The 26830-nt window shown below is 62.7% G+C and carries 23 protein-coding genes and 1 other RNA gene; 12 read left to right on the forward strand and 12 right to left on the reverse strand.

The features are described from left to right. Positions 1 to 3: 3 nt before the first annotated feature. The 7 genes from NKL04_RS21720 to ffs form a co-directional block, all read right to left on the reverse strand. Positions 4 to 1647: an ABC transporter substrate-binding protein gene (locus tag NKL04_RS21720; protein WP_023699444.1), complete on the reverse strand. Its 1644-nt coding sequence runs from the start codon at positions 1645 to 1647 to the stop codon at positions 4 to 6. Between the two features lie 264 nt (positions 1648 to 1911). After that, on the reverse strand, positions 1912 to 3189 hold the full coding sequence (locus NKL04_RS21725; protein WP_023696744.1) for a lytic murein transglycosylase: 1278 nt from the start codon (positions 3187 to 3189) through the stop codon (positions 1912 to 1914). Between the two features lie 194 nt (positions 3190 to 3383). Continuing rightward, positions 3384 to 3989 (reverse strand): recombination mediator RecR, encoded by a 606-nt coding sequence (gene recR / locus NKL04_RS21730; protein WP_023696745.1) that lies wholly within the window; start codon positions 3987 to 3989, stop codon positions 3384 to 3386. 97 nt (positions 3990 to 4086) lie between these two features. Beyond that, positions 4087 to 5055, reverse strand: a complete 969-nt coding sequence (locus NKL04_RS21735; protein WP_023696746.1) for a cell wall hydrolase — start codon at positions 5053 to 5055, stop codon at positions 4087 to 4089. 218 nt (positions 5056 to 5273) lie between these two features. After that, entirely contained in the window at positions 5274 to 5597 is a 324-nt protein-coding gene (locus NKL04_RS21740; RefSeq protein ID WP_023669519.1) for a YbaB/EbfC family nucleoid-associated protein, read from the reverse strand. Between the two features lie 31 nt (positions 5598 to 5628). Beyond that, on the reverse strand, positions 5629 to 7440 hold the full coding sequence (locus tag NKL04_RS21745) for a DNA polymerase III subunit gamma/tau (RefSeq protein WP_023699443.1): 1812 nt from the start codon (positions 7438 to 7440) through the stop codon (positions 5629 to 5631). A gap of 204 nt (positions 7441 to 7644) precedes the next feature. Next, positions 7645 to 7741, reverse strand: an RNA gene (gene ffs / locus NKL04_RS21750) — signal recognition particle sRNA small type. A gap of 157 nt (positions 7742 to 7898) precedes the next feature. Between ffs and NKL04_RS21755 the strand changes: the two genes are divergently transcribed. The 3 genes from NKL04_RS21755 to NKL04_RS21765 all read left to right on the forward strand — a co-directional run bounded on the left by NKL04_RS21755 (position 7899) and on the right by NKL04_RS21765 (position 9676). Then, complete coding sequence (locus NKL04_RS21755) at positions 7899 to 8318, forward strand: HIT domain-containing protein (protein ID WP_023682032.1); 420 nt, start codon at positions 7899 to 7901, stop codon at positions 8316 to 8318. Positions 8319 to 8353: 35 nt separating this feature from the next. Further along, entirely contained in the window at positions 8354 to 9295 is a 942-nt protein-coding gene (gene nudC / locus NKL04_RS21760; RefSeq protein ID WP_023682033.1) for an NAD(+) diphosphatase, read from the forward strand. Positions 9296 to 9370: 75 nt separating this feature from the next. Next, the gene (locus tag NKL04_RS21765; protein ID WP_023669515.1) at positions 9371 to 9676 is read left to right on the forward strand and encodes a Dabb family protein; all 306 of its coding nucleotides are present in this window, start codon (positions 9371 to 9373) and stop codon (positions 9674 to 9676) included. 6 nt (positions 9677 to 9682) lie between these two features. On the opposite strand, the gene NKL04_RS21770 is transcribed toward NKL04_RS21765, so the two are convergent. Then, positions 9683 to 10546, reverse strand: a complete 864-nt coding sequence (locus NKL04_RS21770) for a prephenate dehydratase (protein WP_023682034.1) — start codon at positions 10544 to 10546, stop codon at positions 9683 to 9685. Between the two features lie 23 nt (positions 10547 to 10569). Next, entirely contained in the window at positions 10570 to 11295 is a 726-nt protein-coding gene (locus NKL04_RS21775; RefSeq protein WP_023669513.1) for a 3-deoxy-manno-octulosonate cytidylyltransferase, read from the reverse strand. A gap of 193 nt (positions 11296 to 11488) precedes the next feature. Here NKL04_RS21775 and NKL04_RS21780 point away from each other — a divergent pair, with 193 nt between their 5' ends. The 7 genes from NKL04_RS21780 to NKL04_RS21810 all read left to right on the forward strand — a co-directional run bounded on the left by NKL04_RS21780 (position 11489) and on the right by NKL04_RS21810 (position 21048). Beyond that, positions 11489 to 12154, forward strand: a complete 666-nt coding sequence (locus NKL04_RS21780) for a c-type cytochrome (RefSeq protein WP_023669512.1) — start codon at positions 11489 to 11491, stop codon at positions 12152 to 12154. Between the two features lie 151 nt (positions 12155 to 12305). Beyond that, on the forward strand, positions 12306 to 14183 hold the full coding sequence (locus NKL04_RS21785; protein ID WP_023682035.1) for an extracellular solute-binding protein: 1878 nt from the start codon (positions 12306 to 12308) through the stop codon (positions 14181 to 14183). Next, on the forward strand, positions 14183 to 16051 hold the full coding sequence (locus tag NKL04_RS21790; RefSeq protein WP_023699442.1) for an extracellular solute-binding protein: 1869 nt from the start codon (positions 14183 to 14185) through the stop codon (positions 16049 to 16051). Before NKL04_RS21785 ends, NKL04_RS21790 begins: the two co-directional genes overlap by 1 nt. A 174-nt stretch (positions 16052 to 16225) precedes the next feature. Continuing rightward, positions 16226 to 17323, forward strand: a complete 1098-nt coding sequence (locus tag NKL04_RS21795) for a microcin C ABC transporter permease YejB (RefSeq protein ID WP_023669509.1) — start codon at positions 16226 to 16228, stop codon at positions 17321 to 17323. Further along, positions 17323 to 18462 (forward strand): ABC transporter permease, encoded by a 1140-nt coding sequence (locus tag NKL04_RS21800; protein WP_023682037.1) that lies wholly within the window; start codon positions 17323 to 17325, stop codon positions 18460 to 18462. The genes NKL04_RS21795 and NKL04_RS21800 overlap by 1 nt, the downstream gene beginning before the upstream one ends. Further along, the gene (locus tag NKL04_RS21805) at positions 18459 to 20087 is read left to right on the forward strand and encodes an ABC transporter ATP-binding protein (protein WP_023699441.1); all 1629 of its coding nucleotides are present in this window, start codon (positions 18459 to 18461) and stop codon (positions 20085 to 20087) included. The genes NKL04_RS21800 and NKL04_RS21805 overlap by 4 nt, the downstream gene beginning before the upstream one ends. 19 nt (positions 20088 to 20106) lie before the next feature. Beyond that, positions 20107 to 21048: a 2-hydroxyacid dehydrogenase gene (locus tag NKL04_RS21810; protein ID WP_023682039.1), complete on the forward strand. Its 942-nt coding sequence runs from the start codon at positions 20107 to 20109 to the stop codon at positions 21046 to 21048. 12 nt (positions 21049 to 21060) lie between these two features. Here NKL04_RS21810 and NKL04_RS21815 read toward each other — a convergent pair whose 3' ends face one another. Then, positions 21061 to 21417: a hypothetical protein gene (locus NKL04_RS21815; protein ID WP_023692609.1), complete on the reverse strand. Its 357-nt coding sequence runs from the start codon at positions 21415 to 21417 to the stop codon at positions 21061 to 21063. A 104-nt stretch (positions 21418 to 21521) separates the two neighbouring features. After that, positions 21522 to 22454, reverse strand: coding sequence for a class I SAM-dependent DNA methyltransferase (locus NKL04_RS21820; protein WP_023699440.1), 933 nt, complete (start codon positions 22452 to 22454; stop codon positions 21522 to 21524). Positions 22455 to 22559: 105 nt separating this feature from the next. Between NKL04_RS21820 and NKL04_RS21825 the strand changes: the two genes are divergently transcribed. Continuing rightward, on the forward strand, positions 22560 to 23570 hold the full coding sequence (locus NKL04_RS21825; RefSeq protein ID WP_023688776.1) for a ligase-associated DNA damage response exonuclease: 1011 nt from the start codon (positions 22560 to 22562) through the stop codon (positions 23568 to 23570). A gap of 223 nt (positions 23571 to 23793) precedes the next feature. Further along, positions 23794 to 25392 carry a cisplatin damage response ATP-dependent DNA ligase gene (locus NKL04_RS21830; RefSeq protein ID WP_023688777.1) on the forward strand — a complete coding sequence of 533 codons (1599 nt, stop codon included), beginning with the start codon at positions 23794 to 23796 and terminating at the stop codon, positions 25390 to 25392. Positions 25393 to 25399: 7 nt separating this feature from the next. Here the strand turns inward: NKL04_RS21830 and NKL04_RS21835 are convergent, their stop codons facing one another. Further along, positions 25400 to 26623, reverse strand: coding sequence for a hypothetical protein (locus NKL04_RS21835; protein ID WP_023699439.1), 1224 nt, complete (start codon positions 26621 to 26623; stop codon positions 25400 to 25402). Between the last annotated feature and the right edge of the window lie 207 nt (positions 26624 to 26830).

A 26830-nucleotide genomic window follows, 5' to 3' on the forward strand; every position in this document is an offset into this window, starting at 1 on the left:
GCGCTATTCCTTGGAGACCGGGCCGACGAAGTTGGTGTCGAAGCTCGGACCGAGCGCAAAGCCTTTCAGGTTTTTGCGCAGGCCTGCCACTTCCAATTGCTGGTGGATGATGACGAAGGGGCTGGTGTCGAGGATCGTCTTTTCAAGACTCTTGTACATATCGGCGCGCTTGCCGGCATCCTTCTCCAGCAAGGCTGCTTCGGTCTGCTTTGTCAGGTCCGGGATCTCCCAGGCATTGCGCCAGGCCAGCGTCTTGGTCTTGCCTTCATCCGAATTGTCCGGGTTTGAGGCAAAGGTCTGGGCGTTGGAGTTCGGATCGAAATAGTCCTGGCCCCACTGGCCGATATAGATGTCATGATTGCGGGCGCGGTATTTGGTCAGCGTCTGCTTGCCGTCGCCCGGGATAATTTCCAGCTTGATGCCGGCTTGGCCAAGCGTCTGCTGGATCGATTCCGCCATGCCCGTTGTCGGCTGTCCCGTGCGTACGTCCATGGTTACGCTGAAGCCGTCGGCCAGGCCGGCCTTGGTCAGCAGTTCCTTGGCTTTGGCGACGTCGAACTTGAACGGATTTTCGTCCAGTTCGCCCAGCACGCCCTTGGGCAGGAAGGTCTGGTGAATCTCGCCAATGCCCTTGAGGATGGTCGTGCTCAGCGCATCGTAGTCGACCAGATATTTGAACGCCTGGCGAACCTCGGGCTTGGCGAGGTTCGGATTCTTCTGGTTGAGACTGATGTAAAAGACCGTGCCCTTCGGCGCGCTGGTCGTGGTGAGATCGGCATTCTTGGCGATGGCGTCGAGATCGTTCGGCTCGAGGTTGCGGGCAACGTCGATGTCGCCTGCTTCGAGCGCCAGGCGCTGTGCCGAGCTTTCCTTCATGTTGCGGTAGATGACGCGGGCGAGCTTGGCCTTCTCGCCATTGTAATTGTCGTTGCGCTCCAGCACGACGACCTCATTGGCCCGCCATTCGCGCAGCTTGTAGGCGCCGGAGCCGGCATAACCGGTCTTCAGGAAGGCGTTGCCGAAATCGTTGTCCCATTTGTAGTCGGCACTCGGCGTCACCGCGGCGACATGTTCCTTGACCAGCTTTGCGTCGACGACCGAAGCGACCGTTGCCGACAGGCAGTTTAACACGAAGCTCGGCGCATAGGCCTTGTCGACGGTGAACTGGAAGGTGGTATCGTCGACGGCCTTGGCCTTGTCGGCAACATTGTCGCCGCTGATGCCGAACTGGTTGATGATGAATGCCGGCGGCTTATCCAGCTTGATGGCGCGCTCGAAGGAATAGGCGACATCGGCGGCCGTCAGTGGATTGCCCGAAGCGAACTTTAGGCCGGGCTTGAGCTTGAACGTATAGACCAGGCCGTCGTCGGAGACGGTCCAGCTCTCGGCAAGGTCGCCCTTGACCTTGGAGGTGTCGCTGAGGTCGAGGCGGACCAGCAGATCATAGGTGTTGCCGGTGACTTCGGCGGTCGACAGTTCGAACGCCTCGCCCGGATCCATGGAGATGATGTCGTCGATGGCAAAACCTTCGACCAGCGTGTCGGCGGGGGTCACGGCAAAGGCCGGCGCGACGCCAATGAGCAGAGCGGACATGGCAGCACCTGCGAGCCAGACGCGCGAACGTAGAGCAAACTTTTCCATCATCATGATGATTGTTCCCTGTTTTGTTGATTGTTGACCCCGAGTTCCCGGCTCAGGGCTGCAGTAATCTTTTTCGCGGCCGGAGGACGACCGTTAGACCCCATACCGTGTTGATTTTTTTCCAGTTGGTCAACACCCTATCCGGCAGCCCTCCAACCGGCAACGGGCATTTTTGCGAGCCGGCATACTGGACCGGAATATGCTGTGCGCGTCGAAGCATGGGCGAGCCAATTGCAGCCGCCGATGGGGAAAAATCTGCTCTTTTCGGTGTTACTTGATGGCAGCAACCAGATCGGCGTCGGGGAAGCAGGTGGCGGGGCGGCCGTTCTTTTCCTGCCAGCTGCCGATCGAGCGGCGGGTCTTGAAGCCGGGCAGGCCGTCGGCGCTGCCGACATCGTAGCCCTTGGCCTCCAGCGCCCGTTGCAGCGCGGCGATGTCGGAACGATGCAGGCCGCCGACCGCACCCCAGCTGCCGACGAAATCAGCATCGCCATGGGCGATGCGGTCAGCGCCATGGCCGATGAACAGGGCGTAGAGGTCGCTGGTGTTGTATTGCTTCAGCACGTAGAAATTTGTCGTGGCGATGAAGGCCGGACCGCTGCGTCCGGCCGGCATCAAAAGGAACCCTTCCGCCTTCGGTTCGTTGGCCGGAAAGGCTTTGCCGCCGACGCGGCTGATTCCCATCGCCGCCCAGGCTGAGATCTTCTTGCCCTGGTCGGGACCTTCGAGCGAGCAGGAAACGCTTTCCGGAACCGTCACCTCGAAACCCCAGCCACGCCCCTTCACCCAGCCATAGTGGACGAGATAGTTGGCGATCGAGGCCAGCACGTCCGGCGTCGAATTCCAGATGTCCGGGTGCCCATCACCGTCGTAGTCGACGGCGTGCTTCAGGAACGAGGTCGGCATGAATTGCGGCTGGCCGAGCGCGCCGGCCCAGGACGATTTCATGGCGCCGACCGGCGCCAACCCATGCTCGACGATCTCGAGCGCCGCCAGTACCTCGGTGCGGAAGAAGTCCTTCTTGGTCGACATGAACGCCTTGGTGCCGAGAACCTCGAAGGCGTCGTAGGGCATTTTCGCCGCGCCGAAGCCGGTCTCGCGGCCCCAGATCGCCAACAGTATCTCGCCCGGGACACCGTAGCGCTTTTCGATCGCAGCCAGCGTCTTGGCGTTGGCCGCCTCGCGCGTGCGCCCACCTGACGTGACGGCGCGCACCGTCTTTTCGGCGAAATAGGCGCCGGGCGAACCGAACTCGGCCTGATGCTGTTTTTGCGGAGTTTTGGGTTTCTCGCCGGGCAGGACGAGGTCGGGCAATTTGAGGTTCGGCTTCACGCCGTCGAAAGCGGCGTCGAAGGTGGATTTGGAGATGCCTTTGGTCTGGGCTTCCGGCCAGAGATCGGTTTTCAGCCAGGCGCGGAACTGGTCGTCGATTTTGGCGGCGGAGGCGGGGGCTACAAAAAGCAGGGCAACGAGGGATGCGAGAAGCGCAACGAGCGCCAATCCGAAAGATCCGCGTTCTGTCGCGCCCCCCTCTGTCCTGCCGGACATCTCCCCCTCAAGGGGGGAGATTGGCTGTCGCTTCGGTTTTCGCCAACCACCAGCGTTGAAAGAAGAATGCCGCCCGAGAAGCTGCTGATCTCCCCCCTTGAGGGGGAGATGTCCGGCAGGACAGAGGGGGGTGTTTGGCGCAAACCTCGAAGAATGCGAAGCTTTCATGTCGCACATCCTGCCCGCCAATTGCGTCAAAACGCCGTCCGCGAGCGCAAGGCCGCCGCCAGCGTCCCCTCATCCAGATAGTCGAGTTCGCCGCCGACCGGCACGCCATGCGCAAGTCTGGTGACCTTGATCTCGAAACCCGAGAGCTGGTCGGTGAGATAATGCGCCGTCGTCTGGCCCTCGACCGTGGCGTTGACGGCGAGGATCACCTCCTTCACCTCGCCGCCGGCGACGCGGTCGACCAGCGAGCGGACATTGAGCTGGTCGGGGCCGATGCCGTCGAGCGGCGATAGCGTGCCGCCGAGCACGTGGTAGCGCACATTCATGGCCGCCGCCCGCTCCAGCGCCCAGAGGTCGGAGACATCCTCGACGACGATCAGCGTCGAGGCATCGCGGCGCGGATCGGTGCAGATCATGCAAGGGTCGGAGGTATCGACGTTGCCGCAGGTCGTGCAGATGCGCACCTTGTCGGCGGCTTCAGCCATGGCGGCGGCGAGCGGCGACAAAAGCTGCTCCTTCTTCTTGATGAGGTGCAGTGCCGCACGCCTGGCCGAACGCGGCCCTAGCCCCGGCACCTTGGCCAGGAGCTGGATCAGGCGTTCGATCTCGGGACCGGCGATTCGCTTCGACATCGCACTGATCTAGGATTTTTCCGCGCGCTTTGAAACATGCCGCATACGCACCGAGCCCGCCATGCTGCCATGGCGGGCTTGGAAACTGTTTTTGGCGTCAGTAAGCTGACGCTGGCCGGGTCTGGTCGATAATCATCGCGCCGATAGCGTCGGTATTCTCAGGCGTCGACTGGAAGCCCATCGACGCTTCCTGCGTTGCCGATGGAACCGAGGTGATGTGGCGGGCGTTCAGCGTGCCGCCGAAACGCGAGGCATCGGGCTCGGCCATCGGCTCCTGCATCGCCACCTCCGTCTGCTTGGCGGCGACGCGGGCGCTCTTGGCGGGCGCCGCGGAAGCCGTCACATAGGTCTGCTCGGCCGGGGCACGTGTCGCCTTGGCTGCGCGAACCGCCGCGGCCTGCTTGGCAGGATCTGGACGGACAATGGTCTTCACCACCGGCTCGGCGTAGGCAACCTGCACCGGCGCTTCAGGCACAGGCGCGCGCGGCTGCGCCGAGGCAACCATGGTCGTGGATTCATCCGGCAGCGGCTGCCAGTTGCGACCGCGCTTCTCGTAGAAGGCGTTGCCGCCGGCAACCATGGTGTAATGCATGTTCTTGTAGGGGAACCTCAGGCCGGCGGTGTGGAAGTACATCGTGTTTTTCAGCTTGGCCTTGCGCTCGCCCTTGAGCACCGCATCGGCGGCCTCCTCGACATCGGGCATCGCTTTCGAATTCATCGCCCGCGTCATCACGCCGGGCGCGAACTGGCCCGGTTCGCCAACCACTTGGCAAATGGTGCTGCCATGATTGCCGGAGCGCAGCCGGTTCATCACCACCGTGCCGACGGCGATCATGCCGTCACGGCTCGAGCGGTTGGACTCGAAGAACATCGCCCGCTCCAGACATTCCTTCTCCTTCGGCGTGTTGCGGTAGGCGCGCGTCGAAAGGAAGCTGGGCGTGATGGCGTCGGTCAGACTGGCGACCGACAGGCCGTGCGAAGACGTGGTCTGGCTGCAACCGGCCAGGAACATAGGGGAGAAGATGATGCCGAGCAGAAGCGGCGTCTTCCATCGCGTCGCGATCAACAAAAATGCCTCATTGTCCAGATGCCAGCCCGCCCCGAGATGTGGCAAGAATGAGACTCTTAAAGGCAAAAAGATGGCTAAAGGATTAGCTTTCGTGCAGCATAGGTAAAACTTTATAAATGCCCGGATATGTCCGCGTGAGCAAAGCCGGAGAAAGTCTTAACAACAGCCTCCGCAGCCGATTTCCCTTCATAATCAATTAACTGGTTGGAGCCGGCTCAGAACGGCAATTTCATTCCGGGCGGGATCGGCAAGCCTGCCGTCAGCGCCTTGGTCTTCTCCTGCATAATCTGCTCGACCTTATTTTTGGCGTCATTGTGAGCGGCCAGCAGCAGGTCTTCGAGAATCTCGACCTCGTCCTCCTTGAACAGCGACGGATCGATCTTCAGCGACTTCATTTCGAACTTGCCGGTCAGCGTGACATTGACCAGCCCGCCGCCCGCCTGCCCGCTTGCTTCAATCGTCGCGATCTCGTCCTGCATGGCCTGGAACTTGGCCTGCATTTCCTTCGCCTTGCCCATCAGGCCGAGAAGATCTTTCATGGTCGGGTCCTTTGCGGATTCGTGGCTATGGTCAGGTTTCGTCGTCGTCGGACGGCGGCTCGACCGGCGCTTCGGCCTTGTCGGTGTCGACTTCCGGCGCGTCGGGAATGCGCACGTCGATGATCTTGGCGCCGGGAAAGCGCGCCAGGATGGCGGCCACAGCCGGATCGCTTTTCGCGTCGGAGAAAGCAGTCTCGCGCCTGGTCGATTCCATCTCGGCCAGCGTTTGGCCGCCCTCTTCCTTCGACAATGACACCAGCCAGTTGCGGCCGGTCCAGGCGCGCAGCTTCGTCGTCAAGTCGTTGAGCAGCATCTTGGGCGCATCGGCGGTCAGGCCGACGTCGATACGGCCGGGCTCGATGCGCACCAGGCGAATACAGCTCTTGACCAGCACCTTAAAGGCGATGTCACGCTGCGCGTCGGCAAGAGCGACAATATCGGCCAGCGATTTCAGCGGCGGCGATTGCGGCTCGACGACCGGCTGCGGAGGCGCGACAAAGGCGACCGGGGGCGCGTCGACCAATCGCATGGTTTGCGCACCGGCTGGCCCGGACGGCATCCGGGTCTGCGCTACCGCGCTGGCGCCGCCGCCATTGCCGGCATTTACCGGCGCACCATTCGGGCGTGACGCACCACCGGACGCCGGAGCGCCGCTCTCTAGAGATTTCAGCGCCTCGTCCAGCGTCGGCAGGTCGGCGGCATGCGCCAGCCGGATCAGCACCATCTCGCCGGCGCTGACCGGTCGGTTGGACGACTGCACCTCGGGAATGCCTTTCAAGAGCATCTGCCAGGTTCGCGACAGAACCTTGACCGACAGCGTGCTGGCGAAGTCGGCGCCGCGGCGGCGCTCATCCTCGGACAGGGAAGCGTCGTCGGCAGCCGTCGGCACGAAGCGCAGCCGGGTGACGAGGTGGTTGAATTCGGCCAGATCGGTCAGCACGGCAACCGGATCGGCGCCGGTGTCGTACTGGTTGCGGAATTCGGCAAGGGCGGCCGCCACATCGCCTTTCATGACATGTTCGAACAGGTCGACGATGCGGGCGCGGTCGGCGAGACCCAGCATGGCGCGCACCGCTTCGGCGCTGACGGCGCCGCCGCCATGGGCGATTGCCTGGTCGAGGATGGAGAGCGAATCGCGGGCCGAGCCTTCGGCGGCGCGCGCGATCATCGCCAGCGCGTCGTCGTCTACCGAAATGCCTTCCTTGCCGGCAATGGAGGCGAGATGCGCGACCAGCGCGCCGGCATCGATGCGTCTCAGGTCGAAACGCTGGCAGCGCGACAGCACGGTGATCGGCACTTTGCGGATTTCGGTGGTGGCAAAGATGAATTTGACGTGCGGCGGCGGCTCTTCCAGCGTCTTCAACAGGCCGTTGAAGGCCTGGGTGGAGAGCATGTGCACTTCGTCGATGATGTAGACTTTGTAGCGCGCCGACACCGGGGCATAGCGCACGCGCTCGATAATGTCCCTGATGTCGTCGATGCCGGTATGCGACGCGGCGTCCATCTCGATGACGTCGACATGGCGGCCTTCCATGATCGCCTGGCAGTGCTCGCCCAGGAGGGCGAGGTCGACCGAGGGATGGTCGACCGTCGGCGTCTTGTAGTTGAGCGCCCGCGCCAGGATGCGCGCCGTCGTGGTCTTACCGACGCCGCGCACGCCGGTCAGCATCCAGGCCTGGGCGATGCGGCCTGTGGAGAAAGCGTTGGTCAAAGTGCGGACCATCGGCTCCTGGCCGATCAGTTCCGAGAAATTCGACGGACGATATTTGCGCGCCAGCACGCGATAGGCGACGGCCTTTTGCTTCTCCAGGTTTTCGGGGTCCGAATTTCCGGCTTCGCTCATTCGCCCGTAAAGCTCCAAAAGGCCGCGTCTCAGCGTAGCCGATTCCTGCTAGATCGTTTCACCGTTTTCTGAAACGGCAAACCGCTCTACCCTTTGCTTTAACGCAATTCCGGACGGGAAACCGCTCACACTTTCCCTGGAATTGCTCCAATAGTCTCGCCCGCGCTGCAATGCGTCGTCAATGTCGCGAGAGGGGCCGATGAGGTGGGAGGCTGGAACAATGACCCGTTCCGGGCTCGTTAGGGCTGCTTCCTTCCGGACCTGACCCGGTTGGCGAGTGGATCGTCCACCACCAACCTCCCGCGTTCCATATCGGCAATTCAGCGATCAAATGCAAGGGTGCAATGAGAATCGGATGCCCTTGAACTCCGCCGCTCAATGAATCGCTTGCAGCCCCCGTGCAGCCGCTCTAGCGTCATGAGTTTGGGAATAATGCGAGAAGCGCAAGGGAAACGCCAATGCTACCGGGCCTCAAGGCCGGATTCACGCTCGACTCCAGGCTGGAGGCGGATAGCGAGCAGCTGATGTGGCTCGGCCTGTGCGAGCTCAGGGTGATGAACGATAGCCGCTGGCCATGGCTGGTCCTGGTGCCGCAGCGGCCGGGGGCCGAAGAAATCCACGACATGACGCCGCTCGACCAGGCGATGTTGACCTTCGAAACCAACATGGTGGCGCAGGCGCTGAAAAGAACCACGGGCTGCACCAAGATCAACACCGGCGCGCTCGGCAACATCGTTCGGCAATTGCATGTCCACGTCATCGCCCGCTCGGAAGGCGATCCGGGCTGGCCGGGGCCGGTGTGGGGGCACGGCATGCGCGAGCCCTATGAGCGTTCAGGCATCCGCCAATTTGCGCAACAGATCAAGGCGGCGCTATAAGCCGCCTGTGTCCATCCCTAGACGTTCGAGCTTCCATGACCTTTCGCCTTTTTGACGCGCCCTTGCGCGAACCGAGCCAGTTCGTCGGCTTCGCCGGAAACACGATTGATCGGCAATCCGAGAACCGCGCCGACGATTCCGTCGAAAGGGCGTTGGCCGATCCCTCGGCACGTCTTCTGCCGATGCATGGCGGACGGCTGTATCTGAAATTGCACGATGGCAGCTTCGACCCTTGGTTCGATCTGGCTGAGAGCCAGAAGCTGCAGCCATCACTCGCACAAGGCGTGCTGCTTGGCTTTGCCGAGAGCGGCCCGGTCCTTGCCGTGCCGGTCGGCCTCGATCCCGAACAGCTACCGGAGACCATGAAGGCGATCGATTATCGCTCGGTCTATATGCAGGGGCTGATCGACGAGGCGGCAGCGGGCGCGCTGGCGCAAGGCGCCGCCCTGCTTGCCTGGCATGCCACCCATCGCTTCTGCAGCAAATGCGGCCATGAATCGCATATGCGGGCCGGCGGCTACAAGCGCCATTGCCCAAATTGCGGCACCGAGCACTTTCCACGCACCGATCCGGTGGCGATTATGCTGACGGCGACGCGGGAAAAATGCCTGCTCGGCCGCGGCCGGCATTTCGGGCCCGGCATGTACTCGGCGCTTGCCGGCTTCATCGAGCCGGGCGAGACGATCGAGGCGGCGGTGCGCCGCGAAACGCTGGAGGAAGCCGGCATCCGGCTCGGCCGCGTCGTCTACCATGCCAGCCAACCCTGGCCGTTCCCCTATTCGCTGATGATCGGCTGTTTCGGCGAACCGCTCAATGACGACATCCAGGCCGATCTCAACGAGTTGGAAGATTGCCGCTGGTTTTTTCGCGACGAGGTGCGTTCCATGCTGGAGAGGACGCACAAGGACAATCTGGTCACGCCGCCGAAAGGCGCGATCGCGCATCATCTGATCCGCGCCTGGGTCGACAGCGAATAAGACTTGTTATTTTACGCAATTCCGGACGGAAAACCGCTTCACACTTTTCCTGGAATTGCTTAACGGGAGCAAAAAATGATCCGTCACACCGTGGTTTTCACCCTGAAGCACCCGCAGTACTCGCTGGAGGAAAAGCGGTTCCTCTCCGATGCCAAGCGCATTCTCAGCGCAATCAAGGGCGTCACCCATTTCGAGCCGCTGCGGCAAGTCAGCCCGAAAAACGACTATCACTTCGGCTTCTCGATGGAGTTCGTCGATCAGGCCGCCTACACCAGATATAACGAGCATCCCGACCACGTTGCCTTCGTGCGCGACCGCTGGATCCCGGAAGTCGAAACCTTCATGGAAATCGACTATGTGCCGCTGACCCTGCTGGTTTAGGGAACCTTAGTCCGCGACCTTCCACTGCTCGCGCGACTCGCTGGCGGGATAGACACCCAAAATGCGCACTTCGCGCGAGAAGAAGCGCAGTTCGTCCAGCGCCAGCTTGACCAGTGGATCGTCGGGATGGCCCTCGATATCGGCGTAGAACAGCGTCGCGGTGAAGGCGCCCAACTGATAGCTCTCCAGCTTCGTCATGTTGACGCCGTTGGTGGCGAAACCGCCCATTGCCTTGTAGAGCGCAGCCGGCACGTTGCGGACACGGAACATGAAGGTCGTCATCATCTTGGTGTCGGCCGAGGGCCGTTCGGCCAATCGCTTGTCCTTGGTCAGCACGACAAAGCGGGTGACATTCGAATCCGTGTCCTCGACGTTCTTCTCGATGATGTCGAGGCCGTAGAGTTCTGCGGCTAGCGCCGGGGCGAGCGAGGCCATGGTGCGGTCCTTGAGCTCCGAGACCAGCTTCGCAGAGCCCGCCGTGTCGCCGGCGATCACCGGCTTCCAACCGTTCTTGCGGATGTATTTGCGGCACTGTCCCAGCGCATGGATATGGCTGTGCACGGTCTTGATCTCTTCGCGTTTGACGCCTGGCAGCACCATCAGCTGGAAGTGGATCGGCAGAAAATACTCGCCGACGATGTGGAGTTTCGATTCCGGCAAGAGATGATGAATGTCGGCGACGCGGCCGGCGATGGTGTTTTCGATCGGGATCATGGCGAGGTCGGCCTTGTTGGTCTCGACCGCGTTGAAGGCATCCTCGAAGGTGGGGCACGGCAACGGCTCCATCGAAGGGAACATGTTGCGGCTGGCGGTGTCGGAATTGGCGCCCGGTTCGCCTTGGAAGGCTATTCTGTTGGTCTTGTCAGGCATGCCGATATCTCAGGTTGAAGGTCTCAGGAAAGAATTTGTCGGGCGCGTTCGAGGTCTTCCGGCGTGTCGACGCCCAGCGGCAGCGATTGCACGATCTCGGCATCGATGCGCATACCGGCCTCCACCGCCCGCAACTGCTCCAGCCGCTCGCGCCGTTCGAGCGGCGAAGGTTTTAGCGCGACGAAGCGTTCGAGGGCTGAGCGCCGATAGGCGTAGAGGCCGACATGGTGATAGAGCGGCCCCTCGCCCCAGGGCGCGGTGGCGCGGGTGAAATAGAGCGCCTTCAGCCGCGTCGCCGACAACGGCGAACCGACGATCTTGACGACGTTGGGGTTGGCCTTTTCCTCGTCGCGGACGATCTCGACGCCGAGCGTGGCGATGTCGACCGCAGCGTCCTCGAACGGTTTCAGCGCCGCACCGATGATCTTGGGATCGATGGTCGGCAGGTCGCCCTGCACATTGACGATGGTTTCGACCTTGCGATCGGGGTCGAGGGCGGTCAGCGCCTCGAAGATACGGTCGGAACCGGATTCGTGGTCGGTGCGCGTCATCACCGCCTCGAAACCGTGCGCGCGCACCGCTTCGGCCACGTTGCGCGTGTCGGTTGCCACCACTACCCGGCCAAGCCCAGCCTCAGCGGCGCGGCGGGCGACATGGACGATCATCGGCGCGCCGGCTATGTCGGCCAGCGGCTTGCCCGGCAGGCGCGTCGAGGCCATGCGGGCCGGGATCAGGATGAGCGTGGACATCGAGGTTGCAAGGCGTTCGAAAGAGGATGGGGAAAGTGGCAAAAGGTCTCACTGGAAGCGCCCTTATAGGTGTTGCAACGCCCAAGCAAAAGACCTAGTTTCCGCCCGATTTGACCGGCTCGACGGGGTGGGTCACGATACCGACGGACGGAGTGGACGGAGAGGTCCGCCGGAAAAGGGAGCCCTGGGGCGTATGGATTCCAACGAAGTCAACAAACTGCTCGCCGGGTTGCTTGGAACCTGTTTCGTCGTCTTCTCGGTCGGTTTGGTGTCCGACGCCCTGTTTGCCTCGCCGGCGCCGGAAAAACCCGGCTTTGCCATCGAGGCGACGGAGCCTGCCGAAGGCGGCGCCGCCGGACCCGCAGCAGAGGCGAAGCCGATCGCCGACCTTTTGGCCACCGCCAATGTCGAGCAAGGTGCGGCCGTCTTTAAGAAATGCCAGGCCTGCCATTCCGGCGAAAAAGGCGGCCCCAACAAGGTCGGCCCGGATCTCTGGGACATCGTCGACCGCCCCGTCGCCGAGCATGAGGGCTTTGCCTATTCGGCCGGCATGAAGGAGTTTTCCAAGGGCGGCGCCGAGAAGTGGACCTATGACAATCTCAACCACTTCATCACCTCGCCGAAGAAATTCGTGAAGGGCACGGCGATGGGCTTTGCCGGCCTGCCGAAGGACGAGGACCGCGCCAACGTCATTGCCTATCTGCGCACGCTGTCGGATAGCCCGAAGCCGCTGCCGACGCCAGGTGCCGCCGCCGATGCAACGGCGCCGGCCAAGCCGGCCGAGGGTGCCGCTCCGGCCAAGCCGGCTGAAGGTGCAGCTCCAGCCCCTGCGACGCCGGCACCGGCGCCCGCCAAATAACCGAATTGTCATCTCCATGACCTCAAAAAAGCCGGGTTCAGCCCGGCTTTTTGTTAGGAAAATCGCATATGCGGCGACAAAGCCGCCGCATGGCGGTTTTCACCGGCGTCAAATCATTTAGGATTGCCGGGCATCGCGACGAGGAGAACGCATGACGGTTGGCCGAACGCTTCTGAGGTCCTTTCTGGTTGTGGGCGCCCTCGCAGGCGGCCTGCAGGCATCCTTCCCCCAGGAATGGCACACCACCTCTTCGCTGATCGGCCCCTCCAAATATGGCGAGAACTTCCAGCGCTACGATTATGTGAATCCGGATGCACCGAAGGGCGGTACCTACAATTCGGTCGTTTCCGGCACGTTCGACAGCTTCAATCCCTACGTCGTGCAGGGCTCGCCGGCGGCCGGCCTGCAGCCATTTGGCGGCGGCCTGCTCTACGACACGCTCATGGATCAAGCGACTGACGAAGGCAGCGTCAGCCACCCGCTCATCGCCGATGCCTACAAGTACCCTACCGACTATTCCTCGGCCACCTACCGGCTCGACCCACGGGCGAAATGGCATGACGGACAGCCGATCACCACTGACGACGTGATCTGGTCGTTCCAGGTGCTGAAGGCCAACAGCCCGATGTACAGCCGCTATTTCGAAAACGTCACCGACGCCGTCGCTGTCTCGGACCGTGAGGTCGAGTTCCACTTCGACCAGAAGGGCAATCGCGAACTGCCCAAGATCCTCGGCGACCTTGTCGTGCTGCCCAAGCATTGGTGGGAAGGCACCGACGACAATGGCAAGAAGCGCGACATCACCAAGGGGACGCTGGAGCCGCCGCTGGGCTCGGCTGCATACAAGATCGCCAGCTTCAAGGCGGGGTCGGAAATCGTCTGGCAGCGCGTCCCCGACTATTGGGGCGCCAAGCTGGCTGTGAAGATCGGCCGGGAGAATTTCGACACGCAGCACTTCACCTACATTCTTGACGACAACGCCTCCTGGGAGGCGTTCAAGAAAGGTGGCCTCGACGATATCAAGCCGGAAAACAGCTCGAAGCGCTGGGCGACATTTTATGATTTCGCGGCGATCAAGGCCGGCGATGTGATCAAGCAGGAGTTCAAGACCACCTCGCCCGAGCCGATGCAGGCTTTCATGCTCAACCAGAGACATAGGTTGTTTGCCGATCGTCTGGTCAGGGCCGCGCTCACCTACCCGTTCGATTTCGAATCGATGAACCGCACGCTGTTCTTCGGTTTCAACACTCGCACCCACAGCTATTTCCAGGGCACGGACCTAGCCTCCAGCGGCTTGCCGCAAGGCAAGGAATTGGAGATCCTGGAGAAGTACCGCGACAAGCTGCCGCCGGAAGTATTCACCCAGGAATTCAAGTTGCCGGTCTACGATTCGCCGCAGGCGGAGCGCAAATATCTGAAGCAGGCGGTCGACCTGTTCGCCCAGGCCGGCTGGGTGATCAAGGGCGGCAAGATGGTCAACGCCAAGACCGGCGAGCCATTCAAGTTTGAAATCCTAGGCTCGAATGAAACCGACCAGGTCATTTCCAGCCCCTGGATCGCCAATCTGCGCAAGATCGGCGTCGATGCAACACTGCGCATCGTCGACCCGAGCCAGTACACCAACCGCGTCAGAAACTTCGATTACGACGTCATCACAGGACAGCTCCAACAGTCGGAATCGCCCGGCAACGAGCAGCGCGATTTCTGGAGCTCCAAGGCCGCCGACACACCGGCATCGCGCAATTATTCCGGCATCAAGAACCCGGTCGTTGACGCCCTTGTCGACCGCATCATTTTTGCCACGGATCGCGATGACCTCGTCGCCACCACCCATGCGCTCGATCGCGTGCTGCTGTGGAATTACTATGTGGTGCCGCAATACTATCGCGCCGTTGTGTGGCTGGCTTACTGGAACAAGTTCGGCATCCCGGAAAAGCAGCCCGGCTACCGTGGCGCCGATATCGATTCCTGGTGGATCGATGCGGACAAGGAAAAGGCCCTGGCCGCCAAGTACAAGGGCAGCAATTGATGGCGGGGCTCCCTCGCCGCGATTTCCTGGCCCTCAGTGGCGCCGCGGCCGTTGCTGCGCTGCTGCCGGGCAAGGCTTTCGCCGCCAGCCCAACCGGCGTGAAACTGCATGGACTGTCGGCTTTCGGCGACCTCAAATACAAGCCGGACTTCACTCATTTCGACTATGTCAATGTCGATGCGCCGCAAGGTGGCGTCTTCAACTTCCTGCCGCGCAACTGGCTTGCCAACCAGACGCCGCTGACCTTCAACACGCTGAATTCGTTCGTTCCCAAAGGCGATTCGCCCCAGCGCACGGAGATGTGCTTCGATTCACTGATGGTGAGAGCGTACGACGAACCTGACGCCGTTTACGGGCTGATCGCTGACGGCGTGACGATTTCCGACGACCGCAACGACTTCACCTTCTCGCTGCGCCCGCAGGCCCGCTTCCATGACAGCACGCCATTGACGGCAGAGGATGCCGCCTTCACCTTCAAGCTGCTCAAGGACAAGGGGCACCCGTACTATTCCCTGCCGCTAACGCATCTGGATGACGCGATTGCCGTGGATGCCCACACGCTGCAGCTTAGGTTTTCCGGCAAGCAGACAAGCCGCACCATCCTCAACGTCGTCGAGTTCCCGGTCCTGTCGAAGGCGTTCTACACGGCCAACCCGTTCGATTCCTCGCAGATGAACCCGCCGTTGGGGTCAGCCGCCTACAAGGTCGGTCGCTGGTCGGCAGGGGCCTGGATCGAATATGAGCGTGTGGCTGATTATTGGGGCAACGACCTGCCGGTCAATCGCGGCCAGAACAATTTTCAGCGGATCCGCGTTGAGTTCTATCAGGACCGTAGCGTTGCCTTCGAAGCGTTCAAGAAGGGAGAAATCCTCTACAGGGAGGAATTCACCTCGCGCGTCTGGGCGACCGGCTACGACTTCCCAGCGTTCACTGCCGGCAAGGTGGTGAAGCACGAATTCCCGGCCGAAACGGTGCCTTCGATGCAGGGCACCGCCGTCAACCAGCGGCGCGAGCAGTTTCGCGACTCGCGCGTGCGGCAGGCGATCGGGCTCTGCTTCGACTTCGAATGGACGCGGCGCAATTTCTTCTACGGTTCCTATGAGCGCTCGCAATCCTGCTTCGAGAAATCCGAATTTCGCGCCGAGGGCAGACCGTCGCCACAAGAATTGGCTCTTCTTGAGCCGCTGCGTGAGCAGATTCCCGCCGAGGCTTTTGGCGAAGCCGTGATCCAGGACGCGTCGAACGGCTCCGGCCGCGACCGGCAGTTGCTTGGCAAGGCGGCCAAGCTTCTGGCCGAGGCCGGCTGGAAACGGTCCGGCAATTTCGTCGTGAACGACAAGGGTGGTCGGTTGTCCGCAGAGTTTCTTGTCGACGACGAAGTCTTCGAACAGGTCTACTCGCCCTGGGTCGAAAACATGAAGGCGGTCGGCATCGATGCCTCGATCCGGCTGGTGGATGCCGCGCAATATCAGCTGCGGCAGAATTCGTTCGACTACGACCTCGTCTCGGTCGCGGCCTCGTTTCCGGCGACGCCAACCCGTGACGACCTCGAAACCATTTTCCATTCGCGAGCAGCTACCGTATCGGGCTCTCGCAATCTGCCGGGAACGTCGAGCCCGGCCATCGACGCCCTGGTTGACGCCGCAGGTGCCGCCGAGGGTCGCGAAAGCCTGACAATTGCCATGCGCGCGCTCGACCGGGTCTTGCGTGCACGGAGGGATTGGATTCCAAGTTGGTTCCTGGCGAATCATCGAAGCGCCTATTGGGACATGTTCGGTTTTCCCGAGCGGAAACCCGATTTCGACTTCCCGGTCGAAGCGCTGTGGTGGGTCGACAAGGGCAAGGCGGCAAAAATTGGCAAAGGGTAGGCTGTTGCGCGGCACTTTACCCTCCCCCTCGTGGGGAGGGTCGGTGAGCACTTCGTGCGCAGCGCGAATGGCGAACCGGGGTGGGGGTGTGACGGCGTACGCCGGATCGAGACTACCCCCACCCCGCTCCGCTTCGCGGATCGACCCTCCCCACAAGGGGGAGGGTGAAAGCTGATGGGCGCCTACATACTGCGCCGTATCCTGCTGATGATACCGACCCTGTTCGGCATCATGGCGGTTGCTTTCGTCGTCACTCAATTCGCACCGGGTGGACCGGTCGAGCAGGTCATCGCCAGCCTGACCAACCAGGGCGGCAGCGACCGCCTCGGCAGCGGCGGCGGCGATGCAGGAGGCGGCGGCAATTTCGATGTGGCCGGTGACGTCGGCTCGAAGTATCGCGGCGCGCAAGGGCTCGATCCGGAATTCATCAAGAAGCTGGAAAAGCAATTCGGCTTCGACAAACCACCGCTCGAACGCTTCGGCATGATGCTGTGGAACTATGCCCGCTTCGATTTCGGCGACAGCTATTTCCGTGACATCTCGGTTCTTGACCTGATCCTGGAGAAGATGCCGGTGTCGATCTCGCTTGGGCTGTGGATCACGCTGTTGTCCTATCTGATCTCGATCCCCCTTGGCATCCGCAAAGCGGTCAAGGACGGCTCCGCCTTCGACGTCTGGACCAGCGGCGTGATCATCGTCGGCTATGCCATACCGGCCTTCCTGTTCGGCATATTGCTGATGGTGCTGTTCGCGGGCGGCTCCTTCTGGGACTGGTTCCCACTGCGCGGCATCGTCTCCGACAATTGGGACCAATTGTCGTGGCCCGACAAGATCGTCGATTATTTCTGGCACATGACCTTGCCGCTGACGGCGCTGGTGCTGTCGGCCTTCGCGACGACGACGCTGCTGACCAAGAACTCCTTCCTGGAAGAGATACGCAAACAGTATGTGGTGACGGCCCGTGCCAAGGGCCTGTCGGAGCGGCGGGTGCTTTACGGACATGTGTTCCGCAACGCAATGCTGATCGTCATTGCCGGCTTTCCAGCGGCCTTCATCTCGGCCTTCTTCACCGGCTCGCTTTTGATCGAGAACATCTTTTCCCTCGACGGTCTCGGGCTGCTCGGTTTCAGGTCCGTGTTGGCGCGCGACTATCCGGTCGTGTTCGCCAACCTCTATATATTTTCGCTGCTTGGTTTGTTCGTGACGCTGTTGTCCGACCTGATCTACACATGGGTCGATCCGCGCATCGATTTCGAGCGGAGAGACGTCTGATGACGCAGGCTGCAGCCGAGATCACACCGACAAGGATCGCCCGCCCCTGGCTGTCGCCGCTCAACAAGCGGCGCTGGCAGAACTTCAAGGCCAACCGGCGCGGCTACTGGTCGTTGTGGATATTCCTCGCTCTGTTCGTGCTGTCGCTGTTTGCCGAACTGATCGCCAACGACAGGCCGATCGTCGCCTACTACAAAGGCGAGATCCTGTTCCCGGTGGCGGTCGCCTACCCCGAGGAAAAATTCGGCGGCTTCTACGCCGTCACCGACTATCGCGACCCGGTCATCCGCGACGAGATCAACGCCAATGGCTGGATGATCTGGCCGCCAATCCGCTATTCCTACCGCACCGTCAACAATGCGATCCCCGACGCCGCTCCCGCAAAACCGTCATGGGAATACGACGCGCAGAGGCGATGCAGCCAATATCCGCAAGGCGCTGCCGATCCTGACTGCATTGTCGGCAACTGGAACTGGCTGGGTACCGATGACCAGGCGCGCGACGTGCTGGCGCGCATCATCTACGGGTTTAGGATTTCCGTGCTGTTCGGGTTGATCCTGACTGCGGGTTCGTCGGTTATCGGCGTCGCCGCCGGCGCGCTGCAAGGGTATTTCGGCGGCTGGACCGACCTTCTCTTTCAACGCTTCATAGAAATCTGGTCGGCGATACCGCTGCTGTATCTGCTGCTGATCGTCGCCGCCATCCTGCCGCCGGGCTTCTTCATCCTGCTCGGGCTGATGCTGCTCTTCTCCTGGACGTCGCTTGTCAGCGTGGTGCGCGCCGAATTCCTGCGCGCACGCAACTTCGAATATGTCAACGCGGCCCGCGCGCTTGGTGTGTCCAACCGCACCATCATGCTGCGCCATCTTCTGCCCAATGCCATGGTGGCGACGCTGACCTTCATGCCTTTCCTGGTCAGCGCCTCGATCTCGACACTGACCTCGCTCGACTATCTCGGCTTCGGCCTGCCGCCCGGCACCGCGTCGCTCGGTGAACTGCTAAAACAGGCGCAGAGTAACCTCAATGCCCCCTGGCTCGGTATATCGGGCTTCATCGTCATCTCGCTGATGCTGTCGCTGCTGGTGTTCATCGGCGAGGCGACGCGCGATGCGTTCGATCCGCGCAAGGCGTTCCGATGAGCGAGCCCCTGCTCTCGGTCCGCGATCTCAGCGTTGCCTTCACGCAAGGCGGCAACCAGTCGATAGCCGTCGACCACATCTCCTTCGATCTCGCCAAGGGCGAGACGGTGGCGCTTGTGGGCGAATCCGGTTCCGGCAAATCGGTCTCGGCGCTGTCGGTGCTGAAGCTTCTGCCCTACCCGACGGCCAGCCATCCCTCGGGCAAGATCCTGTTCCAGGGCGCCGACCTTTTGGCGATGAACGAAAAGCAGTTGCGCAGCGTGCGCGGCAACAAGATCACCATGATCTTCCAGGAGCCGATGACCTCGCTCAATCCGCTGCACACGATCGAGCAGCAGATCGTCGAGATCCTGGCGCTGCATCAGGGCATGGGCGACCGCCAGGCCAAGGCGCGCACGCTGGCGCTGCTCAACGAGGTCGGCATTCGCGAACCGGAAAAGCGGCTCGACGCCTATCCGCACCAATTGTCCGGCGGCCAACGCCAGCGCGTCATGATCGCCATGGCGCTGGCCAACGAGCCTGAACTGCTGATCGCCGACGAGCCGACGACGGCGCTCGACGTCACCGTGCAGGCGCAGATCCTCGAATTGCTGGCGGGGCTGAAGAGCCGCAAGGGCATGTCAATGCTGTTCATCACCCATGATCTCGGCATTGTCAGAAAGATCGCCGACCGCGTCTGCGTGATGACCAAAGGCAAGATCGTCGAGACCGGGCCGACCAGGGACATCTTCGCCAACCCGCAGCACGCTTATACCAAGCACCTCCTGGCCGCCGAGCCGAAGGGCAAGCCGCCGGCCGCCAACGATGCCGCCAAGCCGGTGATGACAGGCAAGAACATCAAGGTTTGGTTCCCGATCAAGAAGGGTTTCTTTCGCACCACCGTCGACAATGTGAAGGCAGTTGACGGCATCGACGTCACCGTGCGCGCCGGCCAGACCCTCGGCGTCGTCGGCGAATCCGGCTCCGGCAAGACGACGCTCGGGCTGGCGCTGGCGCGGATGATCTCATCGACCGGCACCATCCAGTTCAATGGCAGCGACATCAACCAGCTTTCCTTCAACGCCATGCGGCCGCTGCGCCGCGAGTTGCAGATCGTTTTCCAGGACCCGTTCGGCTCGCTCAGCCCGCGCATGTCGGTCTCGGAGATCATCGAGGAAGGCTTGAAGATCCACGAGCCGAAGCTGTCGCCCGATCAACGCGACGACAAGGTCGTCGCCGTGCTGAAGGAGGTCGGGCTCGATCCGGCGACCAGGAACCGCTATCCGCATGAATTCTCCGGCGGCCAGCGCCAGCGCGTCGCCATTGCGCGCGCCATGGTGCTCAATCCACGCTTCGTCATGCTGGACGAACCGACCTCGGCGCTCGACATGAGCGTGCAGGCGCAAGTGGTCGACCTCTTGCGCAATCTGCAGGCCAGGCACGACCTTGCCTATCTGTTCATCAGCCACGATCTGAAAGTCATTCGCGCCCTTGCCAATGACGTCATCGTCATGCGCAATGGCAAGATCGTCGAAGCCGGCCCTTCCGAACAGATTTTCGAGCGGCCGCAGACCGACTATACGAAGGCGCTGATCTCGGCCGCGTTCAAGATCGAGACGGCGCCGGTCGGTATCGTCAGCGAATAACAGGGAATACAATCCGCAAATGGAAAAAGGCAAAATCCTGCTTGCCGTCACCGGCTTTCATCCGCAGCGCTGGCGCGAGCTGCTGTCGGCCGAGCGCGAAGTGGTGCTGGAGCCGGACGGCGCTTCGGATCCGTCGATCACCTATGCGGTGGTGTGGAAGCAGAAGCCGAACCTCTTGAAATCGCTGCCCAATCTACGCGCAATCTTCTCGATCGGCGCCGGCGTCGACCATATCTTCGCCGATCCCGGCCTGCCCGATGTGCCGATCGTCAAAGTGGTAGCCGACAACCTCACCCAGTACATGACCGAATATGTCGTCTGGCGCGTGCTCGACCATCACCGCCAGGGCATGCTCTATCGTGCGCAGCAGCCGAAGAAGACCTGGCACGAACCGCCGCAGCGGCCGGCCGGTGACATCTCGGTCGGCATTATGGGGCTCGGCAATCTCGGCCGCGCGGCGGCATCGGTGCTGTTGTCGCTCGGCTTTGCCGTCAATGGCTGGTCGCGGAGCGACAAGGCCATGAAAGGCGTTGCGACCTATGCCGGAGAGGCCGGGCTGATCCCCTTCCTCAACGCCACCGACATACTGGTGGTGCTGCTGCCGCTGACGCCGGATACGCACGGCATCATCAATTACGGCGTGCTGAAGGAATTGCGCAAGCGCAACGGCCTCGGCGGCTCGGTGCTGATCAATGCCGGGCGCGGCCGGCTGCAGAAGGACGCCGACATATTGCGCGCGCTGGGCGACGGCACGCTGAAGGAGGCGAGCCTCGACGTGTTCGAGGTCGAGCCGCTGCCGAAGACCAGTCCGCTATGGAGTCACCCGAAAGTGTTCGTGACGCCGCACGCGGCGGCGACCTCCGACCCTGTCCACCTGGCGCCGAGCATGTTGCGGCAGATGGATGCCTTCGAGCGCGGCGAAAAGCTTGATAACGTGGTCGACCGCAAGGCGGGGTACTGAGGAAGTCCAGGTTCAGCTCGGCAGACTGAACTTCTTCTGTTTGTTGGGCGTGCCGCAGTCGCGGCGGACGATCGAGCGGTTCATGGCATCGATCTGGCCGCTTGCCAGGTCGGTGTCGCGCTTGCTTTTGGAGCGCATATCCGGCGTGAACGGGCCGAAGCCCATCGCCGGATTGGAGAAGCTCGGCTTGGCGTCCGTCGACAGATGGTATTGCTGCGCCAGTTCGTTGCGCTGCGCCAGCAACTGGTCGCAAGGCACATTGTCATACTGCAGCGACGATTGTACGTCCTGGTCCTGCCGCTCCGACATCGAGCTGCTGCAGCCGGCCATCGCTAGGCAGGACGCCAAGACCATCATGTTCCAGCGCATGTGTTCCTCCTCAATGCCTGCCGAGGGCTTTTCTCGGCTTGTATCCTACCTGATGCCGCGCCAGCCGCAAAAATCTTATTCACGTTTTCGAACAAGACGAGACATCAACCCTTGGACGAGGGCACCGCCAGCGCGGCAAGCCCGCCGACCGGCTGGCGGCGATCCCAGCGGATGACGGTCGGCTGCATCGACAGCACCGACAGGCCGTTTGCCGCAAGCACCCGCTCGACATAGGCTTGAGAATGGGCGTAGCGACGAGACGGCTGCAGCGCAAAACCGGCGTCGCCGCCCGCCCCGCCCTTGGCTGGCGTTTCGACGGAAAAGGCAAACAGGCCATTGGTGGCCAGAATGCCGGCGACGGTCTTCACCACGCGATCGAGCGCGCCGACATAGATGAACACGTCGGCCGCCGCCACCAGATCGGCTTTCGGCCCGGCATAGGCAAAATGCTGCAGATCGGCCTTGGCGAGCAGGTCGTAGACGCCCTTGGCGCGGGCCTTTTTCAGCATGGCGGCGGAGATATCGTAGCCCTCCAGCCGTTCGGCGACCGGCCGCAGTTTCTCGCCCATCAGACCGGTGCCGCAACCGAGATCGAGCGCCAGCGAAAAGCGGCCCGGTCTTGCCGCGCGAATGGCGCGATCGAGAAACTCCGGCAGCCGGTAGCCGAGCTTGTCGACCAGCGAGTCCTCGAAAGTCTCGGCATAGTGGTCGAACAGCGTCTCGACGAAGGCGCTGGGTGGCGCTGCGGCAGCCGGCGCCTTGCCGATCAGCTGCAGCTTCAGCGCAGCACCCAGGCGATCCGCCGGGTCCAGTTTCAGCACAGCCGCCCAGGCCTGCGTCGCCAGGTCGAGCAGCCCCGTTGCCTCCTGCATCTCGCCCAGGCGGAACCAGCCCGCCGCCCATTGCGGCGCCAGTTCCAGCGCGCCGAGCAGCAGCTCCGCCGCTGCCGCGTGCTCGCCCGAGCCGAAAAGCATCTCGGCATAGTCGGCGCGACGGTCGGCGGTCAGGTCGCCGGACGAGATTTTCAGCGGTTGCATGGCGATGGCCCCGCCGGCTGATGCGGCCGGTGGCTGGCTGTAGGCCGAGTCAGCAGTCTCTTGCAACAGGCTTCCCGCGCTGGAATTAGCCACTATCTTGACTGGATGCGCGCCAGCGACCTGCTTCATCCCCGGCCTGAAGGCCTTTATTGCCCATGCGGCGATTTCTTCATCGACCCGGTGCGGCCAGTCAACCGGGCGTTGATCACGCATGGCCATTCCGACCATGCCCGATCCGGCCATCGTTCGGTGCTGGCGACGCAGCAGACGCTCGACATTATGGGGTTGCGTTATGGCGAGGATTTTGCCGGGACAACGCAAGCGGCCGTGCTTGGCGAAGCGATGGCGCTGAGCGATGTCAGCGTCACCTTCCATCCGGCCGGCCATGTGCTGGGCTCGGCGCAGATCGCGGTCGAGCACAAGGGCAGGCGCATCGTCGCCTCCGGCGACTACAAGCGCCAGAAGGACGCGACCTGCGCACCGTTCGAACCGGTCCAATGCGATGTGTTCATCACCGAGGCGACCTTCGGCCTGCCGGTGTTTCACCATCCGCCCGACACGGAGGAGATCGCCCGGCTGCTCAAATCGGCGGCGCAGTTTCCCGAGCGATCGCATCTGGTCGGCGCCTATGCGCTGGGCAAGGCACAGCGGGTGATGCGGCTGCTGCGCGATGCCGGTTATGACAGGCCGATCTATATCCACGGCGCGCTGGCCAAGCTCAGCGAATATTACCAGAGCCAGGGCATCGACCTCGGCACGCTGGAGCCGGCAACCGTCGACAGCGGCGGCAAGCAGGATTTCACCGGGGCCATCGTTGTCGGCCCGCCATCGGCCTTCGCGGACCGCTGGGCGCGGCGCTTTCCCGACCCGATCTCATGCTTCGCCTCGGGCTGGATGCGCATCCGCCAGCGCGCCAAGCAAGGCGGCGTCGAACTGCCGCTGATCATTTCCGACCATGCCGACTGGGACGAACTGACCGCTACCGTCAAGGAGACGGGCGCCGGCGAAATCTGGGTGACGCATGGCCGCGAGGAAGCGCTGGTGCGCTGGTGCGAGCTGGAAGGCATCGCCGCCAGGCCACTGCACCTTGTGGGCTATGAGGACGAGGGCGATTGATGGTGATCACCAGCGCCGCGACCCGTTGCGCCCCCCTCTGTCCTGCCGGACATCTCCCCGTCAAGGGGGCATATTGGCAGCTCCAATGCCGGCTCATCTCCGCCAATATCGGAGATTGGCCAAGGCCGGCGCGACATCCGATCTTCCTCCTTGAGGGGGAGATGGCCGGCAGGCCAGAGGGGGGTGCCTCGCGCCGGTTTTCACCATTGGCGTGGGGCGACGCATGAACCGTTTCGCCGAACTCCTCGACCGCTTGGTGCTGACGCCGTCGCGCAATGGCAAGCTGACGCTGCTCGTCGACTATTTCCGCAGCGTCGAGGACCCCGACCGCGGGCTGGCGCTGGCGGCGATCACCGGCGACCTCAACATTGCGGCGGTCAAGCCGGCGATGCTGCGCACGCTGGTCACCGAGCGCATGGATCCGGTGCTGTTCGGCTATTCCTACGACTATGTCGGCGACCTCGCTGAAACCGTGTCGCTGGTCTGGCCGCAAACGCCGGGACATATCCCCAACCGGGAGCCGACGCTTGGCGACGTCGTGGCGACGCTGCAGGCGGCGAGCCGCTCCGACGGACCCAAGGTGCTGGCCGGGCTGCTCGACAGCGCCGGCATTTCGGCGCGCTTTGCCATCATCAAGCTGGTCACCGGCGGCTTGCGCATCGGCGTTTCGGCGCGGCTGGCCAAACAGGCGCTGGCCGATTTCGGCAAGGTCGATGTCGCCGAGATCGAGGAGCTGTGGCACGGGCTGACGCCGCCCTATATCTCGCTGTTCGCGTGGCTGGAAGGCAAGGCCGAGAAGCCGAAGCGGACCGCACTTGCCCTGTTCAGTCCGGTGATGCTGTCGAACCCGGTCGGCGACGGCGACCTCGAAAAGCTCGATCCGGCCGACTATGCCGCGGAATGGAAATGGGACGGCATCCGCGTTCAGGCGGTGTGCGAGGGCGGCGTGCGCCGGCTCTATTCGCGCACCGGCGACGATGTGTCCGGCGCATTTCCCGATCTCGCCCAGGCAATGGATTTTTCCGCCGCGCTCGATGGTGAATTGCTGGTCGGCGAGCCGGTGGCGACCGGCACCTTTTCGGACCTGCAACAGCGGCTCAATCGCAAGAGCGTGGCCCCGAAGATACAGCAGCAATACCCGGCGTTCATGCGCTGCTACGATGCGCTGCAGATCAACGGCGAAGATTTGCGCGCGCTACCTTTCCGCGAGCGGCGGGCCCGTCTTGAGGCCTTCATCACAACGCTGGACCCGCACCGTTTCGATCTGTCGCCATTCGTCGAATTCCCGGATTGGCAAACGCTGGAGGAACTGCGCCGCGCGCCGCCGCACCCGATCATCGAAGGCGTGATGCTGAAGCGCTGGGATTCGCCCTATCTCGCGGGACGGCCGAAAGGCCCGTGGTTCAAGTGGAAGCGCGATCCGCACACGGTCGATGCTGTGCTGATGTATGCGCAGCGCGGCCATGGCAAGCGGTCAAGCTTTTATTCCGACTATACGTTCGGCGTCTGGTCGGGGCCGGAAGGCGCAGAGGAACTGGTGCCGGTCGGCAAGGCCTATTTCGGCTTCACCGACGAGGAGCTGAAGCAGATCGACAAATTTGTCCGCGACAACACGGTCGAGCGTTTCGGCCCGGTGCGCTCGGTGCGCGCCGACCGCAGCCAAGGCCTGGTGCTGGAGGTGGCGTTCGAAGGTCTCAACCGTTCGACCCGCCACAAATCCGGCGTTGCGATGCGATTTCCCCGCATCTCACGGCTGCGCTGGGACAAGCCGACCGCCGAAGCCGACCGCATCGAGACGCTGCAGGCGCTGCTTGATCGCTAGGCGGCGCTTACGGTTCGATCGAAACGCGGATCTCGTAGATGTCGACCGCCTTGCCCTGCTTGTCGAAGTCGGAGTTGATGGCGATGCTGCCGGCCGCGCCCGGGGGCTTGTCGGGGAATTTCACGTCGAACAGATATTCGTTACGCTGCTGGCCGACCGCATAGCGCTTGCGGCCGCAGTCGCCGAGATCGCCGAAATTGCAGTCGACGGAGATCTGCGTGTCCTTGCCGTCCTCGGCGCGGGCGACGATGTCGAACACGGCATGTTTGCCGGCAAGCTTCTCCAGCACGCCCTGCCCGACATCGAAGCTGATGGCCGAGCCGGAAGCACCGGAGCGGATGCGCAGGAAGGAGCCGGTGTCATCCTGCACGACATCGGCCTTGGCGTCGGACGGGGTCGCCACATGCGTTGGATCGGTGGGTGTAAACACGTTGATCCAGTCGCGCGTCTGTTCGGCGACACCAGGCTGCTGCGGCGCGCCAGGCTGCTGCGGCTCAGTTGTATCGGCAGGCGGCGTGAAGTCGTCATCGTCGACGGTCGGCGGCGCTTCGGGCGGCGCCGTGTCGAGCTGCGCCGGCGTCTTGAAGACCCCGGTCTGCACGGCGAAATAGAGGCCGATGCCGGCGGCGGCGAGCAACGTCACGCCAAAGAAGATCGCCGTCAGCGGCAGGCGGCGGCCCCTTATCCGCCTTTCATCACGGTCAGGCGCCACTTCCGCCGCGGCCTCGGCCGGCGCGGATTCGGCCATATCGATCGCCGGGGCGCCGGGCAGCGTGGCGTCAGGCATGATGTCGGGGACGACCGGCAGCACGCGCGAACGCGGCGCGTCGGATGCCTCGGGCTGAACCGGTCCATCAACGACGATCGCCGGCGACGGTCCGGCCGCGACACCTGTCGGGGCATCGACCGCGGGCGCCTCGGCGGCGCCCTGTACGGCGTCTTGCGGCTGCGCAACGCGTTGCGTCAGCGCGGTATCTTGTGTCTGCGCAGCGCTCTGCGTCTGCGCGGCGACATCGGGGACCGCGGGCAGGAATTCGGATTCGATCTCGGCGATCTTTTCCTGCACCGCCTTACGGCGCTTGATGGCGGCTTCCACCGTCACGCCGGGATTGGCCTGGAGCACGCGGTCGAGCGCCGCGAAAGCCGACCGATAGACCCGCTCGCGAAATGCCCGGTCCTCGGCGTTGCCTTTCTCGAAGGCGTTGCGGATCGCTTTTTCGATCGCGTCCAAAAGCGAATTCCCCTGTCCGTTCGCTTACATTGCCATGATCGTTAGCCGCAGGCGACCAATCAATCAACGGGCGAGCGCCCGCATTCTGCCTTACAGGCCTGTTCAAGGCCCATTTCGATGCGTTTTGGCAATAAAATCAGTCCGTTTTGCCGCCTTGCCGGGCAGTTTGTGCGCAGTCCACCGCGACGTCTCCGCGTAGCCGAAAAA

This window comes from Mesorhizobium sp. C264A, from assembly GCF_040324515.1.
GTDB lineage: Bacteria > Pseudomonadota > Alphaproteobacteria > Rhizobiales > Rhizobiaceae > Mesorhizobium.

What these genes read in the sequence shown, in the direction of transcription:
- NKL04_RS21810 (WP_023682039.1), top strand. Translation starts at nt 20,107, where the DNA reads ATGGAAAAAGGCAAAATCCTGCTTGCCGTCACCGGCTTTCATCCGCAG.
- NKL04_RS21725 (WP_023696744.1), bottom strand. Translation starts at nt 3,189, where the DNA reads ATGTCCGGCAGGACAGAGGGGGGCGCGACAGAACGCGGATCTTTCGGA.
- NKL04_RS21755 (WP_023682032.1), top strand. Translation starts at nt 7,899, where the DNA reads ATGCTACCGGGCCTCAAGGCCGGATTCACGCTCGACTCCAGGCTGGAG.
- NKL04_RS21775 (WP_023669513.1), bottom strand. Translation starts at nt 11,295, where the DNA reads ATGTCCACGCTCATCCTGATCCCGGCCCGCATGGCCTCGACGCGCCTG.
- NKL04_RS21795 (WP_023669509.1), top strand. Translation starts at nt 16,226, where the DNA reads ATGGGCGCCTACATACTGCGCCGTATCCTGCTGATGATACCGACCCTG.
- NKL04_RS21815 (WP_023692609.1), bottom strand. Translation starts at nt 21,417, where the DNA reads ATGCGCTGGAACATGATGGTCTTGGCGTCCTGCCTAGCGATGGCCGGC.
- NKL04_RS21820 (WP_023699440.1), bottom strand. Translation starts at nt 22,454, where the DNA reads ATGCAACCGCTGAAAATCTCGTCCGGCGACCTGACCGCCGACCGTCGC.
- nudC (WP_023682033.1), top strand. Translation starts at nt 8,354, where the DNA reads ATGACCTTTCGCCTTTTTGACGCGCCCTTGCGCGAACCGAGCCAGTTC.
- NKL04_RS21770 (WP_023682034.1), bottom strand. Translation starts at nt 10,546, where the DNA reads ATGCCTGACAAGACCAACAGAATAGCCTTCCAAGGCGAACCGGGCGCC.
- NKL04_RS21825 (WP_023688776.1), top strand. Translation starts at nt 22,560, where the DNA reads ATGCGCGCCAGCGACCTGCTTCATCCCCGGCCTGAAGGCCTTTATTGC.
- NKL04_RS21720 (WP_023699444.1), bottom strand. Translation starts at nt 1,647, where the DNA reads ATGATGATGGAAAAGTTTGCTCTACGTTCGCGCGTCTGGCTCGCAGGT.
- NKL04_RS21785 (WP_023682035.1), top strand. Translation starts at nt 12,306, where the DNA reads ATGACGGTTGGCCGAACGCTTCTGAGGTCCTTTCTGGTTGTGGGCGCC.
- NKL04_RS21830 (WP_023688777.1), top strand. Translation starts at nt 23,794, where the DNA reads ATGAACCGTTTCGCCGAACTCCTCGACCGCTTGGTGCTGACGCCGTCG.
- NKL04_RS21745 (WP_023699443.1), bottom strand. Translation starts at nt 7,440, where the DNA reads ATGAGCGAAGCCGGAAATTCGGACCCCGAAAACCTGGAGAAGCAAAAG.
- NKL04_RS21800 (WP_023682037.1), top strand. Translation starts at nt 17,323, where the DNA reads ATGACGCAGGCTGCAGCCGAGATCACACCGACAAGGATCGCCCGCCCC.
- NKL04_RS21780 (WP_023669512.1), top strand. Translation starts at nt 11,489, where the DNA reads ATGGATTCCAACGAAGTCAACAAACTGCTCGCCGGGTTGCTTGGAACC.
- NKL04_RS21805 (WP_023699441.1), top strand. Translation starts at nt 18,459, where the DNA reads ATGAGCGAGCCCCTGCTCTCGGTCCGCGATCTCAGCGTTGCCTTCACG.
- NKL04_RS21790 (WP_023699442.1), top strand. Translation starts at nt 14,183, where the DNA reads ATGGCGGGGCTCCCTCGCCGCGATTTCCTGGCCCTCAGTGGCGCCGCG.
- recR (WP_023696745.1), bottom strand. Translation starts at nt 3,989, where the DNA reads ATGTCGAAGCGAATCGCCGGTCCCGAGATCGAACGCCTGATCCAGCTC.
- NKL04_RS21765 (WP_023669515.1), top strand. Translation starts at nt 9,371, where the DNA reads ATGATCCGTCACACCGTGGTTTTCACCCTGAAGCACCCGCAGTACTCG.
- NKL04_RS21740 (WP_023669519.1), bottom strand. Translation starts at nt 5,597, where the DNA reads ATGAAAGATCTTCTCGGCCTGATGGGCAAGGCGAAGGAAATGCAGGCC.